We start from the raw sequence: 17,330 nt of genomic DNA, 5'->3' as shown, positions 1-17,330 counted from the left end.
TATTAAAAGTAGATGAAATATCTCTAAGTGATTCAAGTTCTTCTATTTGTGCATATATCATAAGAGCAATACATTTAGAAACAGTAAATTTCTTAACATATTTATCTATACCCAAAATTTTTAAAATTTTTAAAGATTTTTTTAAGAGATTTATGATAAAATCAAGTGTTGTTTTTTTATCCTTGTTCATTTTTGCTTTCTGTCCTTTCATTAGAAAATTTGAACAAGGACTATCTTATCACTTATCTTATCATATTTTATCTGGCAAAAAAATCCCTAAATTTCTATCTTTTTCCTTGACTTTTGTTTTTATTTTTTATGCAACACCAGTGATATTCAATAAAGAATTGTGATAACTTAAATAAAAGATTAACCAAGATATTTAGAGAAACAGTAAATAGGGATTATAGTGAAGTCGATGAAAGTTTTAGAGAAGTACATTTATTAGGCTATAGGATTGGTTTAAACCCTAGAGATTTATTATATCTTATTCGTGATATCGAAATAGAATTTAATATCGAAGTTCCTCAAGAGGAAATAGCTAGAGGGAAATTTACTAGTTATAATTGTATTTTAGAGTTAATAAAAACACAGTTGTTTAAGAAAGGTTAATTTATAATAATGACTGATAAAGTTCATGTAGCAATAATAGATGATGGTGTCAATAGTAAATGTTATAATACAATATCACTAGAATATGATCTAGAAATATCAGAGCAACTTAGTATAAGGAATAGAGATATTTGTAATCCTTTTGAAAAAAGTCATGGAACTATTTGTGCTGCAATAATTAATAAATATTGTTCTAATGTAATGTTAAGTAGTATTAAGATTATTGACAGTAAAAATGGACTTGGGAACAAGAAAAAACTAGTAAAAGCAATAGAGTGGTGTATAGAGAATAATATAAATATAATAAATCTAAGTCTAGGTACAATAGAAATTTATGATAGAGAAGAAATTAGAAGTATAGTTAATGAAGCTTATAATGAAGGAATAATTATTGTTGCTGCATGTAAGAACACTGATATTGTTACATATCCAGCTTCCTTTCATAATGTAATAGGTGTAAAGTGTGAAAAAAATAATATTCTTAATGAAGGTCAATATTTCTATTCTATTGAACCTATTAATGGAATTGAGATAACAGCTTTTGCAAGACACAAGTTAATAGATCATCTTCAGAGAGAGTATATATGCAAAAATTGTAATAGTTACGCAACTCCGTTTATAACAGCTCTAGTTGCAAATTTATTGAATAATTCAACTGCTTACAATTTAAGAGAAATAAAAAGACAATTATGTAGGGGTTCGATAAACCGTTCTAAAAATTCAGTATTTTATGAATGTTATGGAAATACTGAGTGGATTAATAAAGCTATACTGATAAATTTAAATTCAAATGAAAAATTTATTTCAAGATTTAGTTTTAATGTTAAACAAATTGTTAATATTGAATGTAGTAATATCGAAAAGGGATTATATGATATTTGCAACTATTTATATTTAAATGATATGGCTACAAGTGATTTAGATACAATTATTATTAATGCAGAAAATATTATGAAAGTCAAATCCATTAGTGCATTTGAAAGTAATTTAAAAAAAATAGGCGAAATATTTAAAAATATAGTATTTATTAATGCAGATAAAGAATTAAACAGAATAGTAAAAAAATATAGTAGTATAAATTATTTTAATCCCATTTTAAAAAGCAATGCTTTTATTCCAAAACTTAAATTTGAAAAACCTATAATAGCTATATATGATTTTTCAGGTAACAGATTATATGAAGTCTTAGTGTTCTTAACTGATCTTTTTAAAAAAGATAATTATAATGTTGTAACATTAATTAATAATTTAAAAGGAATTCTTTATGGATTCATACCTTTCTTGATAGATAATATTAGTAATGATAATACTAATAATCCAGAAAATATGTACTATATGTATAATGCTATAATGAACATATATAATGGAGATTTGACATTGGTTGGAGTTAATTGTACTAAAAAAAACTTTAATTATACAACTTTTATAGATAATTTATTTGATATTGATATTAACATAATTATATTTGAAGATACTTTGTTTTTGAGTAAAGAAAAATTTAGGAAAGCAAGTTATAATAGTAGATCCTTTTTGAATTATTTATATAATGAAAATAATAATGATAACGTTATACATATTTCAAAAAACAAATATATTGAAATTGTTTATAGTAAAATTTTAGAAATATATGAGGGATAGTGATATTTGTTACAGAATGTAGTGTTATGATTATTTTCCATAATATTCAATTTAAATATATTACAAAATTTATTAGTTAAGCCAATAGTAGTCGCTTTTATTCCTACTTTTTAAACCTCGAGGGAAAGATAGGTTAAAAGAATATAAATTTAGAAAGGGAGATGTTTTATAATGAAAAAATTAAAGAAAAAAGTTAACACTAATTCTAACACTATTGAACTTTTTAGTTGCAGTTGTAGTTGTTATGCATTTTGTGCTTGTTCAAATGAATTAGGTAGAGATGATCATGGAGATGAGTATAGAGCAGATAGAAATGATGATAAAAGAGATGACTTTTACGATGATTATCACTATGATATTTAGAAATTAATATTTTGATAGTTTGTATTTCTAGCTAAATTTAGGGATGGCGGCAAGATGAAGTTTATTATAAAACCGCCATCCAAACAATGTATATGGCTATTAAGTCTGCTGGTTTAATAAATAAAAATTATATACATAATTTTAGATTTACTTGCTCAATAAAATAAGGATAACTAAATTTAGTTTGACTAATCTTAATGTTGTATCTAAACAAATTAAAATCTTAGATAGTATGTAGGCTAAGATATAATTATATTTATTTGTAAATATATGCTATAATAGACATAATATTAATCAAAATGTTAAGAATGTGAATAAACTCAAATTTATACTGCAATTCAAATCATGTTAATAAGAGTTAGTGTTTTTATATTCAAAAACTATAACTATTTAGACTGACAAAAATATCTTTTCAAATGAAGGGAGTTTTAAACTCTTATGACAAGAAAAATAACGGTTATAGCAATAGCATTTTTTCTTTTAGTGAATTTTTTCGGATGTTCAAGCAATCAAGAACTAATTAGCGGTAAACCAGAAGCTGAAAACGGAGTTTATTACAATGAAAAAATCATTAGTGAGAAGTTATATTCTAACGATTATATAACTGGATATTTAAGCTCCAAAAGAAACATGGTTATATTTGTAAAGGATGAAAAACCTAAATATATTATGCTTGATGAAGAAGGCAACAAAATCAGAGAAATTAGTTGTGGTTTTAAAGGAAAAGGCAATATATTTACATTAGATAAAAATGACAACCTATATGTTCTTGTACATCAATATGAAAAAGATGAAAATAATATAGTAACTGAGGTTACAAGACAATTAATCGTTTATGATACTGAAGGCAAAAAGATAATTAAAGGTACCCCTTTGAAAATAAAAACTGAAGGTGATGAAGCATTTAGGGAAGCAGTTGCTAAAGGTATATATGTCAACAGTAAAAAGGATATATATATATTAAACTTAAATGGCAACATTCAGATCATAAATGAAAATGGAAAAATATTAAAGAATATTGACACATCATTGTACCAAGCTATTGCAATAGATGAAAATGATAATTTAATAACTGTAAAAAGCCAAGAAAAAACAATTGAAAAAATCGATGCGAAAAATGGAAAAAAAATTTGGCATATGACACTTGACAAAAAAGATATGCCTAGAGAAATTATATATGATAAAAATTCGAAAGCAATATATGGAATGAATGATAACGGAATAATAAAATATGATATTGATGGCAATGTAGCAAAAAGAATAGTAGACTTTAACAACTATTCAATACATGACTTTGGAACTTATATTGTAGATTTTGAAATAGACAGCAGTGAAAATATATATTGTTTTGTAGCAGATGATGGAAATAAGGATATGGAAAAGGGGTATATTGGTAGAATATATAAATATGAAAAAACAGACAAAATGGTTGAAGACAAAAAAGAAGATAAAAAGCAAATAATTTTTTCGGTAAATACACCGTCAAACTACTTTTCGATTGTTGCAAGGATGTTTGAAAAAGAACATCCAGATATAAAGATTATAGTTGATAATTCAAATACAAGTGATTACTTAGAATATAGAAATAAGTTAAATGCTACTATTCTAGCAGGTAAAGGACCTGATATAATATGTTCTAGTTCCTTATCTTTTAAAGATTATATAGAAAAAAATGCACTTATTAATATAAATGAGATAATAGAAAAGGATAAAAACTTTAATAAAGAGGATTATAATACGGCTGTGTTAAATGCTATGGAATATAAAGATGGTCTTTACTTAATGCCTATTAATTACGATTTAAATGTAATGATAGCAAATGAAAAAATTCTTAAAGAAAAAGGAATTCACATTGATGATAAAAATTGGACTTGGACAGATTTTCACAATATAGCTAAGAAAGTATGTGAAAGTTTAAAAGAAAATGATCAAAAGTACTACGCATTCCCGAAGATGAACAAATATACTTCATTTTTCTACCAAATGGTAGTATCAGATATTGACTATTATTTAGGTGTAAATGATAAAAAAGTTAAATTTAATACTCAAGAATTTATAGATATATTAAATTTATGTAAAAACATAAAAACTAGCAACCTTGCTCATCCTCAAATAGGTTATGAAGAGTTTCCTGAATCGCCATCAAGGGAGAATATTGCATTTTTCTTAAACCAAACTATTTCTCAATATGAAGATATTTTAGGCTTTAATAATGTCTTTAATAGTGATTGGAAAATATTAAGTATGCCGAAAGGAGAGCATGATAAAACGACAAAAATATATGGAAATTTTTGTGGAATAAACAGTAATTCAAAGTATAAGGATGAAGCATGGGAATTTATAAAATTTCTACTATCTGAGAAAATTCAGGCTTTTAACAATCCTCTAAATGGAATAGATGGAATACCTATGAATAATAAAGCAAGAAAAATACTAGCATTATCCACAATAGAAGATCAGAAAAAATATAAGCAGAATAAGCCAGAAAGATTTATGGAGAAAAATTTATATCTTATTACAGCGGCAGATATAAATACAATTGATAGTATTGCTAACAATATTGGCAAATACTCATATAATAGAACTGATAAGGAGATAACCAAAATAATAGGAGAACAATTGGATTTATTTTTAGAAGACGAAATTTCAGCAGAAGAGACAGCTAAAAGGATACAGAATAAAATAGAGATTATGATTAATGAATAAATTTGAGGTATATACTATTCGACATTATTGGTGAAGAGATTGAACTTAGTATGATAATGAAGGAAGTGCAGAGGAAACTGCAAAGATAATACAGAATAAGATTTAGCTATATTTGCCTGAGTAAAAGCATAGTCTATTTATGCTTTTGCTCTGTAATGTTGTGATAAACACTTTTCATAAAAGTGGGGGCGATAAATTGATATCAAAATTTAAAAAAACAGAAACAACATCAGCGTTGTTCTTTCTTGCACCAAGTGTTATTGGACTATTAATCTTCTATATCATTCCATTTATTTGGATGATATTTTATTCCTTTTTTGACAGTCCAATAAACGGTAGGTTTGTAGGACTACAAAATTATATAAATCTTATTAGCAATGGTGTCTATAAGTTAGCTGTTACTAATACCATTGTGTTTACTGGTATAAGTGTTCCTCTTATCATAGGATTTTCTTTATTGCTATCAATATTACTAAATAAGAAGATATATTTTAGGCATGGACTTAGAACATCCTTTATAGTACCACTGGTAGTACCTGTTGCATCGGTTATACTATTTTTTGAGCTTCTATTTGATACTAGAGGATTTATAAATGGTATATTAGCTTTTTTAAATATATCGCCGATAGATTGGCTTAATTCCTCATGGGCAATGTTGGTTGTAATAATAATATACATATGGAAAAACATAGGCTACAATATAGTTCTATTTTTAGCAGGACTTCAAGGTATACCTAAGGAATACTATGAGGCTGTAAGCATAGATGGAGCTGGCCCCGTTGCACAATTTTTCAACATTACACTTATATATTTGATGCCTACCACCTTTTTCGTAATAATAATCTCTATAATCAATTCTTTTAAAGTCTTTAGGGAAGTATATCTTTTGGCTGGAGATTATCCTCATCAAAGCATATATATGCTTCAGCACTATATGAATAATATGTTTAGAAAGCTGGATTATCATAAATTAGTTACATCTGCTATTCTGATGGCTGCGGTTATTTATTTAATAGTTCTTATTATGTTTAAGATTCAAAAAAGGATTAACGATGCTTTTGTTGACTAGGGGGATTATTTTATGAACGGAATAAAAAAAATATTAATATCTTTACTTCTAATCATTTTAGCTCTTATAATATTACTTCCACTTCTCTTAACTATAACTAACTCCTTTATGGAGGATGTAGAAATAATGGAAAACTATAATGCATACGAAGAAGAATCATTTCAAAATGATAATAGAAATAGCTTTTTCAGCTTAAAGCTCATACCAGATGCCGTAACTTTAAAGCAGTATTATCGAGTTCTCGTAGAGAAGAGTAAATTTCTTAGAATGTTTTGGAATTCCGTGTTTATTGTATTTCCCATTGTTACAGGTCAAGTTATCATCTCTTCTATGGCAGCTTTTGTTTTTGCCAAACTTAAATTTAAAGGTAGGGATATCTTGTTTTTCATGTATATTGTCGTCATGATGATGCCCTTTCAGGTTACATTGGTTCCCAATTATATAATATTAGATAAGTTAGGACTTATTAATAAATATTTATCCATTATTTATCCTGGAGTATTCGGAGCCTTTGGGGTATTCCTTCTAAGGCAGTTTATGCTTTCAATTCCGAAGGAGTACATTGAAGCAGCTAAGGTAGATGGATGTTCACTAATACATATTTTTTTCAAGATAGTTTTACCATTATCTAAAGGTGGGATAGCCTCATTAGCAATTCTAGCGTTAATAGATAATTGGAATATGGTAGAACAGCCTTTGATTTTTTTAAAGGAGGTAGATAGATATCCTTTATCAATATATCTTTCAAGAGTAAATAGTGGGGAATTAGGTATTGCCTTTGCTGCTGGCATAGTATATATGCTACCTGTGCTATTTATGTTTTTATATGGAGAAAATTATTTGGTAGAAGGTATTTCACATTCTGCAATCAAGCGATGAGGGGGAACAAGTATGAAGGCATACGGCATGGAAAAAAGCCTTTCAAATAGAAAAAAGAAAATTTTAAAAATAACTAAGATTTTTTTTTTATTATAATATTTTTAACCTTTTTTTCAAGGAGTTTTAATAGTTGGACTCTTCCAAAGGTTAATGTTGAAAAGGTAAGTACGGGCAGTTTAACTAGAGAAATAACAGGTGAGGGTATTGTAGAAGCAAAGGAAAGAATAGAGTACTATACAGATTTAAGCACTACAGTAAAGGAGGTTAAAGTTTCAGTTGGGGATTTAGTAAAAAAAGGAGAAGTACTTTTTATATTGGAAAAAGCTGATTTAGAAGAAGAGTTAGAAAAGAGAAGGCTTGAACTTAAAGAACTAAAGCTTAAGTATGATAAACTGCTTATTGAAAAGGGTTCAAACAGTATATATATCAATGAGCAAATTCTGAAAGAACTTAAAGAAGATCTATTTCAAAAAGAGAAAGAATATTTAGCATATAAAGCACTATATGAAGAAGGTGCTGAATCAAAGAATAGCTTTGAAATAAAAGAAAGAGAATATTGTACTGCAAAATTAGACTACGAAAATAAAAAGATAGAATTAGAAATGGAAATGGATACAAAGAAAAAAGATATAGAGATTATAAAGGTGAATATAGAAAAAAAAGAATTGGAAATAAAGGAGCTAGAGAGAAAAATAGAAAAATGCGTTGTCTTTGCAATGTCTGATGGCATCATAAAGGAGATTAACTTTAAAATGGGTATGGTATTAAACTATACTATGCCAGTTTATATATTGGATGATATAAGTAAAGGCTTTGAATTAAAGGTAGCTATGGATAATGAACAGTGTCAATATATCAAACTTGGTGATGAAGTTAGAGTATCAATTAAAAATAAAGGGAAAAGTCTAGTAAGTGGTGAGGTAAGGGCTATAAAAGATAATAAGGATGACATAGATAGTAAAATTGTGACTATTGAATTGGAAGAAGCAGATTTAATAGGAGGAGAAATAGGAGAGTTTTATTTAGGAAAAAAGATTGGAAGCTATGATTATTTAGTACCTCGCAGTGCTGTATATCAAAATAGTGAAGGAAAATATGTGTTTGTTTTACAGGAAAAAGATGGTCCTTTAGGGAAAGATTATTATGTGATAAAGCAGAAAGTAACTACAGGTGATTCAGACAATAACTTTACAGGAATATATTCAGGATTGCTTGGTAATGAAAAGGTGGTAATATATAGTAATAAGAATTTGTCTAACGGATGTCAGGTAAGGTTGGAAAGATAAAGGTGAGGAGGGAGGTGAATGAAAAAGAATATAAATAGAAGATATTGGACAATTTTTATAGTAATATTTATCTTTATTTTTACCTTGTCTTTGAACAAATCAATTTATTTAAAAGTTAAAGAACTAAATGGTATAGTAGGATATCAAAAGATATTGGTTGAATTAAAGAATGATAGAAATCTTGAAAATGGACTGAGTTTAAAGAAGACAGAAGAACTAAAAAAACTTTTGTCACCTGAACTTATGACATACTATACTTTTGATAAATCTTTAATATGTTCTGAAAATACCAATAGTAAGGCTTTAGTATATGGTGTGAAAGGCGAATATAATCAGTTTTACAATATAAGGCTAAAAAAAGGGTCTTTTTTAAATGAAGATGATAACAATAATAAAAACTATTCAGCGGTTATTGAAGATAAACTAGCCAAAAAGCTTTTTAAATCCGATGATGTAATAGGCTTGCAAATATTTATATACGATAAGAAATTTACAATAATAGGAGTAGTTGATTCATATGATTCAATTATTGGAGACTTTATAGAGAAGGATTTACCACTTATATATATACCATTAAGTGTTATGAATAAAGTAAAGTTAAATTGTTCTATAACAAATATTGAATTTGAAAACACTGATAGCTCTTTGAATAAAGCAATAATAATAGATAAGTTAGCTGTTATAGATAGAAATCCTAATGATTTTTATATAGAGGATTATAGTGAAGTAGGAAAACTGATAAAACAGAGATCAGATATACTCCTTTTCATAATGGGGCTTTTTTGTATATATAAATTGATAATAGTTATGATAAATATTATAAAGAAATCTATAGATAGTTTAAGAAGTGAAATGGAAAGATACTATTTTTTTAGTGCAATTAAAAGATGTAGTTTTAAGTTATTAGGTAATCTTTTTAAAATAGGAATTATTTTAGTATTAGTAATACTATTGTGGAAGTTAATTTCCTTTGATTTGTATATAGTACCTGAAAAATTTCCAAATGATCCTACAAGTGTAAAACAAGTTTCTGAAATATTAAGAGATAATGTTAAAGAATTCTTGGTGGATAACAATTCATCTAGCCTGTATGAGCATAGAATAATAAACTTCTTACAGAAAACTATCAGTATGATTTTTATAATTAGTTTAGCTTGTGAGTTGTGCATTATATTTAATTTTTTTAGATATATAAATATTTACTTTGAAAACGAGATAGAAATGCTGAATAAATTGGGAATTTACTTTACTGTATCTACAGTATTATCAATGATTATTATATATATATCGGGTCTACCTGTAGACGTATCAATAAAAAAAATTACATTATTGTGGACGAGTAGTATTATTTTAATCTATAAGAGTGGAAAAAGTGAAATGATAGAAGAAAATACAATATAATTAAAAATTGCAAAATCGTGGAGGAATTATAGTTCTTTTGTTGAACACATATTATTAATGGTATGTGTTTTTTGTTTATAAATACAGTTAAAGAAACAATGTACAAGTTATTACTTCAAAAATTAATAAAATGTAGATAATAATATTGAAGAAGGTGCATAAAGTGATAAATTTTATAATTTGTGAAGATGATAATAGATTCAGAAAAAATATTAGGAGTTTCATAAATAATTACATCGATATGAAGAAATTCGAAGCTCGGATAGCAGTCGAAACGATTTTATATAAAGAGGTTCTAGAGTATGTAAATGAAAATGCAACCAGCAAAAACATTTATATTTTAGATATTGAATTAAATGATACTATGAATGGCCTTCAATTAGCAAAAAAGATTAGAGAGCATGATATTTATGGTTATATTGTATTTGTTACAAATCATATACAACTGTCTTTAATGACATATAAATACAAAATCAAGGCTTTAGATTTTATTGTAAAACAAGATGGCGATATTGATAAAAGATTACATGAAGCTCTTGATGTTGCAGTAAATGAAATTAAAAAATGTGAAGCCTGTTGTGAAGATAATAAAGTCTTCATAAAGTCAGGGTCAAGTATGTTTTGTATATCTTTAAATAATATTATCTGCATTGAGACTTCCTCTTCAGTATATAAGCTTATAGTGCATACAGATAATAAAAGAATTGAATTTTATAGTACAATCAAAAAAATTCGTGAAAAATTAGATAATAATTTCTATCAAATTCATAGATCATGCATAATAAATATGAGACACATAAAAGAGATAAATAGAGAAAAATATGGAATGTATGTGTTGATGGACAACGGAGAAAAATATCCACTTTCAAAAAAATATATGAGGGAATTGATTGAACATGTTAAATATTGTAGTTGATTTTATACTAAGCATTAGTGGAGCCTTTATTTTAGTTTTTGCAGCAAAAGAAATAAATTCTCGAAAAAAAAATCATGAGAGTTTATTACAAGACATTAATAAATCAAAGGACACCATTAGTCTTATATAGTATAAGTACTATTGTTATTCTAGGAGCACTTATCAGTATATTTAACAGCTTTCCTAAAGGCTACATGAAAGCTGTGACGAGTTTTGGAATCCTAATATTTTTTGTATACATTATTATTACAATGATATATATACTGTTGAATATAAATTTAGTAAAAGAAAAAGAACGTTATAATAAAAAGCAAAAAGAATATGAATACTTGAAATTGTATACAGATATCATTGAGAATCTTCTTGAGAATATGAGAAATTTTAAACATGACTTATCAAATATTATGCTTTCGTTAAAAGGGTTTATTGATAATAAAGATATTGAAGGACTCGAGGAATATTATTATAAAGAGATTGTAACTGAGAAAAAGAAATTAGATAATAGAAGCATTTATCTTTTAAAACATGTTAAAAATCAAAGCTTAAAGGGATTATTAATTGCTAAATTTAATGTGTGTATGGAATTAGGTTTGAAGATAAATGTAGAAATATTCCAAGATATAAAGGAGTTATTAATTAGTACAGTTGATGTGTGTAGGATTATTGGCATAATGCTAGATAATGTTATTGAAGCAGCGAAGCATTCCACTGAAAAGAAAGTATTCTTTGGAATTTATAATGAAGAAAATAATATATCTATAATAATTGGAAATTCATTTTCTGCTAAACTAAATTTAGAAAAAATATTTAAACGAGGTTATTCTAATAAAGGAGGTGACAGAGGATTAGGATTGTCCATAGTTAAAGATATTATTGATAAAAAGTATAATAATGTTCTACTTAATACATCAATGGAGTATAATTTATTTATTCAAGAGATAATTATTTTAAGTAGGTGATGAGAGTAATTTATACTCTGGTTTTAAAGTATTTGCTTCTTTAATAATGACTTTTGGATTCATGTCAATATAGTAGACACATTTTATCGAACAAATTATGCAGATTTTTTAGCCATATCTTCACACTGCTGAGGTGTAATATAGCCAATAGTACTATGTATTTTTTTCCTATTATACCAAGACTCTATATACTCAAATATAGCTAATTTAGCTGCATTAAAATCATAATACTTAACAAGATTCACTTCTTCTTTCTTTAATGAGGCATGAAAAGACTCTATGCAAGCATTATCATAAGGGTTACCCTTACCACTAAAGGAATGTATTATAGGAAGCTTTGATATATATTCTTTAAATTCTAAGCTTGTATAGATCACTATGAAGAATTAATGTCTCTTTGGGTCTTTGAGACATATATGCATTCTCTACAGCTTTTACATCAAGCGCAGCATCAATATTTTTACTCATACATGGCCTACTATCTTTTTACTGTAAAGATCCATAACTTAAGCTAGATAAAACCAACCATCTTTAATAGTATGAATATATGTAATATCAGTAACCCATTTTTGATTAATGTTGTTTGTAGAAAAATCCCTATTTAGAACATTTTTCTTACTATCTATTTTATTTTTTAAAGGCATAGGTTTGAATTTCTTGCAGATAATAGATTTTACACCTAGCTCTTTCATAGGGCTTTGAGTTCTCTTAAAAACTTATATGTATATTTTTCTCCTTAAGTTTTTCGTTAATTTTAGGAGAACCATATCCTTTTTACTATCTTCATAAATTTCAAGTATCTTTTTTATATATTTATTTTCAATACTTCTTTTGCTTTCTTTTTTATTAAGATATTTATAAATTGATAGAACGATATATATAAATCAAGAAAAATCAGAAGGATAGACGGACTCGAAAATGGAATAATTTTTTTAAAAAATAAACAGATAAAAAATAACAATGGGATTATGTTGGTTTATATAGTAAAATATATTTATGTAATTTTACAAACTTAAAAATAGCTTCAATGTAATGATCCGAAAACATGGTAATTGGAACTTGCAACTAATAAAGGGGGCATTATAATGGAACAAGTGAATATGGAGAAAAAAGGCTTTTCAATAATAGGAGCTTTTGGAATAGCAGCTTTAATATTTTTGCTTCAAGTTGCTTTATTAATACCTCTTCATATTATAGATATAATTATTGCAGAGATTGGCTTTAATGAAGTGAATATATATATAGATGTCATTGGTGAAATACTTATCAATATTTTGATTATTTTGTTAATTGTTAAGATGATCGGTAAAAAGCAGAAATTCAACTTTAAATTTAAATATAAACCTAGTATTAAAGAATGTCTATTTGCATTACTTTTACTAGGCTCACATCTCCTGATATTTTCCAATACTATTGGAGTGTTTATAGAAAAAATAGAAGTAAGTGAATGGGTTGTTGAAGCCTTTGATGAGGTATTTGTAAATCCTATTATAGCCTTTATTAGTCTATGTGTTATAGCTCCAGTTTTTGAAGAAATCATATACCGTGGAATTATTTTAGAGCAATTATCAAAAAGATACAGTTTTACGACATCCATAATTGTTTCAGGGTTGATATTTGCCTTTATACATGCTAATATTCATCAGGGGGTTAATGCATTTTTTATAGGTTTGATACTTGGCTTTATATATCTTAAAACAAATTCCCTGTTATTATGTATGCTCTGGCATTTTGCTAATAATTTTTTAGTATTTATTACTTCAATATATATTACTGAGACGGTAAATGATACGGATTTACAGTTTAGTATTGTTCAACTTATTTTTGGTATAATATTATTGATAATTTCCTATAGATTTTTTAATAACAGAGAAGCTGAATGTGAATTGGCAGTATCTGATACATAAATAATAATGTATAACAAAAATTTTAAAAGGCGGGTAAAAAATGGAAAAATTTTTAGGATTATTTGATTTAGAATCAATGGAGGAAGAGGAGTTAAGAACTATGTCTCCTCTTGTATTTGCTTATATTGGAGATGCACTGTATGAGATATATATTAGAAAATATATTGTTCATAAATACAAGGTTAAGGTTAATGAACTACATAAAATTTCGACTCGATTTGTTAAGGCTTCAGCCCAAGCAAAAATAATACATGCTATCGAGGAAGAATTAACCGAAGAAGAGTGGAAAATAGTTAAAAGAGGAAGAAATCAAAAATCTGGAAGTGTTGCTAAAAATGCCAGTATAATAGATTATAAATATGCTACTGGCTTTGAGTGTTTGCTTGGATATTTATATCTTCTTAGAAAAACAAGAAGAATACAGGAAATCATATATATGGCTATAAATATAATTGAAAAAGATAAATAGTATATAAATGATAATGTGAGGTATAAATATGAATAAAAAAGAGAAAATGTATTTGATTATTGTAATACTGTTACTGGTGATTTTAATTTTCAAGTCCTTCTATTTGGATGAATACAAGCCACTAACAAAGGATGAAGAAATTTTCAAGGAATATGTAGAAAAAATAGGATATGAAAAATACAAGGGATTTTTATATAAAAATAATTTAGCAAGCTTTAGAGTTGTTAGTATAAAGAAAATAGATGATAAAGGGAAATCTATAATTGAAAAGAAAAATGGAAATGATAACGGATATGAAAGAGTTGAGATAAAAGGTAAATATAAGGCTAAGATAAGAAAATATCTATTTCACTTTCTTCCCTATGGAGAGGATGGGGTTTTAAGTAGAAAATAATACTAGCCACAAGATGATAGATATTAAGACGAAAGAGGTGCTTGTGATGGATAAAAACATAATTGAGGGACGCAACCCTGTTATAGAAGCCTTAAAGGCAGAAAGAGAAATTGATAAAATACTTGTATCAAAAGGTAATCTGGAAGGCTCTATAAAAAAGATTACAGCTATGGCTAAGGAAAAGAAGATACCTGTACAATATGTTGATAAAAATAAACTTAATCAGATATCTATGTTAGGTTCTCATCAAGGAGTTATAGCTTATGTAGCGGCCTATAATTACTATGAGGTAGAAGATATATTAGAACTTGCAAGTAATAAGAGTGAAGATTTATTTTTAATAATACTAGATGAAATCACTGATCCCCATAATCTAGGGTCTATAATTAGAACTGTCAATGCTTCTGGAGCTCATGGTATTATAATCCCCAAAAGAAGATCTGTAGGGTTGACGGCTACTGTGGCAAAAACCTCTGCTGGAGCTATAGAATATGTTCCAGTTGCAAAAGTAACAAACCTATCAAGAACCATTGACTATTTAAAGGAAAAAGGAGTATGGGTCATTGGTGCTGATATGAAAGGTGATAAGGTCCACTACGATAGCGATTTAACTGGAAACATTGCCCTAGTAATTGGAAGTGAAGGAAAAGGGATTAGTAGATTAGTTAAAGAAAAATGTGATTTTTTAGTAAAACTTCCTATGAAGGGTCAGGTAAGCTCATTAAATGCTTCTGTTGCTGCTTCTATACTTATGTATGAAGCTTTAAGACAGAGGCAATACAGATAGGGTGGACCAACTTTGAAAGAATTTTTAATAATTGATGGTTATAATATTATAAATGCATGGTCTGACCTAAAAAAAATAAGTGAGGAAAGTTTAGAAGAAGCAAGAAATGTTTTAATAGATAGAATGAGTGAATACAGAGCCTATATTAAATCAGAAATAATCATAGTATTTGATGCATATCAGGTAAAAGGAGCTAAAGAAAAGAAAAAAGAGATTAATGGTATTGAAATAATATTTACAAAAAAAAACCAAACAGCGGATTCATATATAGAAAAAAAAGTAGAAGAATTGGCAAAGAATAAAAGAAATATAGTTAAAGTGGTTACATCAGATTTAGCGGAACAGCAGATTGTTTTAGGCAGTGGGGGAATACGCATTTTGCCTCGAGAACTAGAAATACAATATAATCTAATGAAAAAGAAAATTAACAAAATATCAGAAAAAAATAAGCAAAATAGAATGATATTAAGCGATAGGATTGATGAAAAGGTTCTTGAAACCCTTGAAAAATGGCGGAGAGAAGAAGATTGAATCTTGACTAGCTTATATAAATTAATATATAATTATAACATGATGTAAAGAGGATGTATAGATATGAGACCTTAAATCTTAAAAATATTTAAGCCTTTGAATAAAATAGTTTTGTACCAAGGATATATAATTAAAGTAGCAGGAGGAGATTTATGTGGGAGTTGGTGCACAAAAAGAAGATGTTGAAATATATGATGTATTGGTTGACGAACAAATCGTAGAAAGTGCTAGGCAAGGAGATCCTGCAGCTCAAGAATATTTAATAAAGAAATATAAAAATTTTGTTAGAGCTAAAGCACGTTCATATTTTTTGATAGGTGCTGATAGAGAAGATATTATTCAAGAAGGTATGATTGGACTATTTAAAGCAATAAGAGATTTTAGATCAGATAAGATATCATCCTTTAGAGCCTTTGCTGAGTTATGTATAACAAGACAGATAATTACAGCAATAAAAACTGCTACTAGACAGAAACATATACCTCTTAATTCTTATATATCTCTTAATAAACCTATATATGATGAAGAATCTGATAGAACGTTATTAGATATACTATCTGGAAAAAAAATATCAGATCCAGAAGAATTACTTATATCAAGAGAAGAGGTAACTAATATAGAAGCTAAAATAGGAGAAATACTTAGCGAGTTAGAACTAAAGGTTTTGATGTTTTATCTTCAGGGTAAATCCTATCAAGAAATTGCTGAAGATTTGGACAGGCATGTTAAATCTATTGATAATGCTTTACAAAGAGTAAAAAGAAAACTAGAAAGGTTTTTAGAACTGCGAGGTAGCTGATAAATTATAGTTAACAAATGGAAAGGGATAAATAAAAAAATACATTGACTTATATACATAAAAGTAGTAAAATGTTATAGGTAAATGCCCATGTGGCTCAGCAGGTTAGAGCGTCGCCTTGGTAAGGCGGAGATCGGCGGTTCGAATCCGCTCATGGGCTCCATTGTAGATTTCACATATTAAGATACACCAGGGTCAGTTTACTGAGTGACTTGGGTAGTTTTTTTAAAAAAGGAGGAAAAAAGAGATGGCAAAAGCAAAATTTGAAAGAACTAAACCCCATGTAAACATAGGAACAATAGGACACGTAGACCATGGTAAGACAACGCTTACAGCGGCAATTACAAAGACATTACATGAGAGATATCAACTAGGAGAAGCAGTAGCTTTTGACAACATAGACAAGGCACCAGAAGAAAGAGAAAGAGGAATCACAATTTCAACAGCACACGTTGAGTATGAGACACCAAATAGACACTATGCTCACGTTGACTGTCCGGGTCATGCTGACTACGTAAAGAACATGATTACAGGAGCAGCACAAATGGATGGTGCAATTCTAGTTGTATCAGCAGCAGATGGGCCGATGCCACAAACAAGAGAGCATATATTAT

21 protein-coding genes and 1 tRNA gene are annotated in these 17,330 nt (G+C 27.6%); 19 read left to right on the top strand and 3 right to left on the bottom strand.

The features are described from left to right. Positions 1 to 211 (bottom strand): DUF4372 domain-containing protein (locus tag BUB36_RS15910; protein ID WP_131821307.1); only part of this gene is annotated, 211 nt, incomplete at its 3' end. Between the two features lie 128 nt (positions 212 to 339). Between BUB36_RS15910 and BUB36_RS20680 the strand changes: the two genes are divergently transcribed. The 11 genes from BUB36_RS20680 (at position 340) to BUB36_RS15860 (ending at position 11,829) form a co-directional block, all read left to right on the top strand. Next, on the top strand, positions 340 to 612 hold the full coding sequence (locus BUB36_RS20680) for a peptide maturation system acyl carrier-related protein (protein ID WP_073152528.1): 273 nt from the start codon (positions 340 to 342) through the stop codon (positions 610 to 612). A 9-nt stretch (positions 613 to 621) separates the two neighbouring features. Next, on the top strand, positions 622 to 2,250 hold the full coding sequence (locus BUB36_RS15900) for a S8 family serine peptidase (RefSeq protein ID WP_073152525.1): 1,629 nt from the start codon (positions 622 to 624) through the stop codon (positions 2,248 to 2,250). A 171-nt stretch (positions 2,251 to 2,421) separates the two neighbouring features. Then, positions 2,422 to 2,613, top strand: coding sequence for a CLI_3235 family bacteriocin precursor (locus BUB36_RS15895; protein ID WP_073152522.1), 192 nt, complete (start codon positions 2,422 to 2,424; stop codon positions 2,611 to 2,613). 438 nt (positions 2,614 to 3,051) lie between these two features. Beyond that, positions 3,052 to 5,319 carry an extracellular solute-binding protein gene (locus tag BUB36_RS15890; RefSeq protein WP_073152520.1) on the top strand — a complete coding sequence of 756 codons (2,268 nt, stop codon included), beginning with the start codon at positions 3,052 to 3,054 and terminating at the stop codon, positions 5,317 to 5,319. Between the two features lie 196 nt (positions 5,320 to 5,515). Continuing rightward, positions 5,516 to 6,388, top strand: coding sequence for a carbohydrate ABC transporter permease (locus tag BUB36_RS15885; protein WP_073152517.1), 873 nt, complete (start codon positions 5,516 to 5,518; stop codon positions 6,386 to 6,388). 12 nt (positions 6,389 to 6,400) lie between these two features. Further along, positions 6,401 to 7,267, top strand: coding sequence for a carbohydrate ABC transporter permease (locus BUB36_RS15880; RefSeq protein ID WP_073152514.1), 867 nt, complete (start codon positions 6,401 to 6,403; stop codon positions 7,265 to 7,267). A gap of 89 nt (positions 7,268 to 7,356) precedes the next feature. Further along, complete coding sequence (locus BUB36_RS15875) at positions 7,357 to 8,553, top strand: efflux RND transporter periplasmic adaptor subunit (RefSeq protein ID WP_084112083.1); 1,197 nt, start codon at positions 7,357 to 7,359, stop codon at positions 8,551 to 8,553. Between the two features lie 18 nt (positions 8,554 to 8,571). After that, positions 8,572 to 9,954 carry an ABC transporter permease gene (locus BUB36_RS15870; protein ID WP_073152508.1) on the top strand — a complete coding sequence of 461 codons (1,383 nt, stop codon included), beginning with the start codon at positions 8,572 to 8,574 and terminating at the stop codon, positions 9,952 to 9,954. A 163-nt stretch (positions 9,955 to 10,117) separates the two neighbouring features. Continuing rightward, positions 10,118 to 10,870 carry a LytR/AlgR family response regulator transcription factor gene (locus BUB36_RS15865; RefSeq protein ID WP_073152505.1) on the top strand — a complete coding sequence of 251 codons (753 nt, stop codon included), beginning with the start codon at positions 10,118 to 10,120 and terminating at the stop codon, positions 10,868 to 10,870. Then, entirely contained in the window at positions 10,845 to 11,000 is a 156-nt protein-coding gene (locus BUB36_RS19820; protein ID WP_165613116.1) for a hypothetical protein, read from the top strand. Before BUB36_RS15865 ends, BUB36_RS19820 begins: the two co-directional genes overlap by 26 nt. A gap of 136 nt (positions 11,001 to 11,136) precedes the next feature. Further along, the gene (locus BUB36_RS15860; RefSeq protein WP_165613115.1) at positions 11,137 to 11,829 is read left to right on the top strand and encodes a sensor histidine kinase; all 693 of its coding nucleotides are present in this window, start codon (positions 11,137 to 11,139) and stop codon (positions 11,827 to 11,829) included. A gap of 95 nt (positions 11,830 to 11,924) precedes the next feature. Here the strand turns inward: BUB36_RS15860 and BUB36_RS19145 are convergent, their stop codons facing one another. Beyond that, positions 11,925 to 12,206 (bottom strand): integrase core domain-containing protein, encoded by a 282-nt coding sequence (locus BUB36_RS19145; protein WP_165613114.1) that lies wholly within the window; start codon positions 12,204 to 12,206, stop codon positions 11,925 to 11,927. A gap of 129 nt (positions 12,207 to 12,335) precedes the next feature. Further along, complete coding sequence (locus tag BUB36_RS19140; protein WP_084112079.1) at positions 12,336 to 12,521, bottom strand: hypothetical protein; 186 nt, start codon at positions 12,519 to 12,521, stop codon at positions 12,336 to 12,338. Between the two features lie 393 nt (positions 12,522 to 12,914). On the opposite strand from BUB36_RS19140, the gene BUB36_RS15850 reads away from it, so the two are divergent. From BUB36_RS15850 to BUB36_RS15815, 8 genes are all read left to right on the top strand, one after another. After that, the gene (locus BUB36_RS15850; RefSeq protein WP_073152500.1) at positions 12,915 to 13,736 is read left to right on the top strand and encodes a CPBP family intramembrane glutamic endopeptidase; all 822 of its coding nucleotides are present in this window, start codon (positions 12,915 to 12,917) and stop codon (positions 13,734 to 13,736) included. Between the two features lie 40 nt (positions 13,737 to 13,776). Beyond that, positions 13,777 to 14,205: a Mini-ribonuclease 3 gene (locus BUB36_RS15845; protein ID WP_073152497.1), complete on the top strand. Its 429-nt coding sequence runs from the start codon at positions 13,777 to 13,779 to the stop codon at positions 14,203 to 14,205. Positions 14,206 to 14,233: 28 nt separating this feature from the next. Beyond that, a complete protein-coding gene (locus BUB36_RS15840; protein WP_073152494.1) occupies positions 14,234 to 14,599 on the top strand; it encodes a hypothetical protein in 366 nt (121 codons plus the stop codon). A gap of 46 nt (positions 14,600 to 14,645) precedes the next feature. Beyond that, positions 14,646 to 15,386, top strand: a complete 741-nt coding sequence (gene rlmB / locus BUB36_RS15835) for a 23S rRNA (guanosine(2251)-2'-O)-methyltransferase RlmB (RefSeq protein ID WP_073152491.1) — start codon at positions 14,646 to 14,648, stop codon at positions 15,384 to 15,386. Between the two features lie 12 nt (positions 15,387 to 15,398). Then, the gene (locus BUB36_RS15830; RefSeq protein ID WP_073152488.1) at positions 15,399 to 15,917 is read left to right on the top strand and encodes an NYN domain-containing protein; all 519 of its coding nucleotides are present in this window, start codon (positions 15,399 to 15,401) and stop codon (positions 15,915 to 15,917) included. Between the two features lie 154 nt (positions 15,918 to 16,071). Then, positions 16,072 to 16,716, top strand: a complete 645-nt coding sequence (sigH, locus tag BUB36_RS15825; protein ID WP_073152485.1) for an RNA polymerase sporulation sigma factor SigH — start codon at positions 16,072 to 16,074, stop codon at positions 16,714 to 16,716. An 86-nt stretch (positions 16,717 to 16,802) separates the two neighbouring features. After that, positions 16,803 to 16,879 (top strand) — tRNA-Thr (locus tag BUB36_RS15820). An 84-nt stretch (positions 16,880 to 16,963) separates the two neighbouring features. Next, positions 16,964 to 17,330: GTP-binding protein (locus BUB36_RS15815; RefSeq protein ID WP_131821305.1), on the top strand; the 367-nt coding region annotated here is incomplete at its 3' end.

Source organism: Paramaledivibacter caminithermalis DSM 15212 (assembly GCF_900142245.1).
Classification (GTDB): Bacteria; Bacillota; Clostridia; order Peptostreptococcales; family Caminicellaceae; genus Paramaledivibacter; species Paramaledivibacter caminithermalis.
This window is presented reverse-complemented; position numbering and strand designations above follow the sequence as displayed.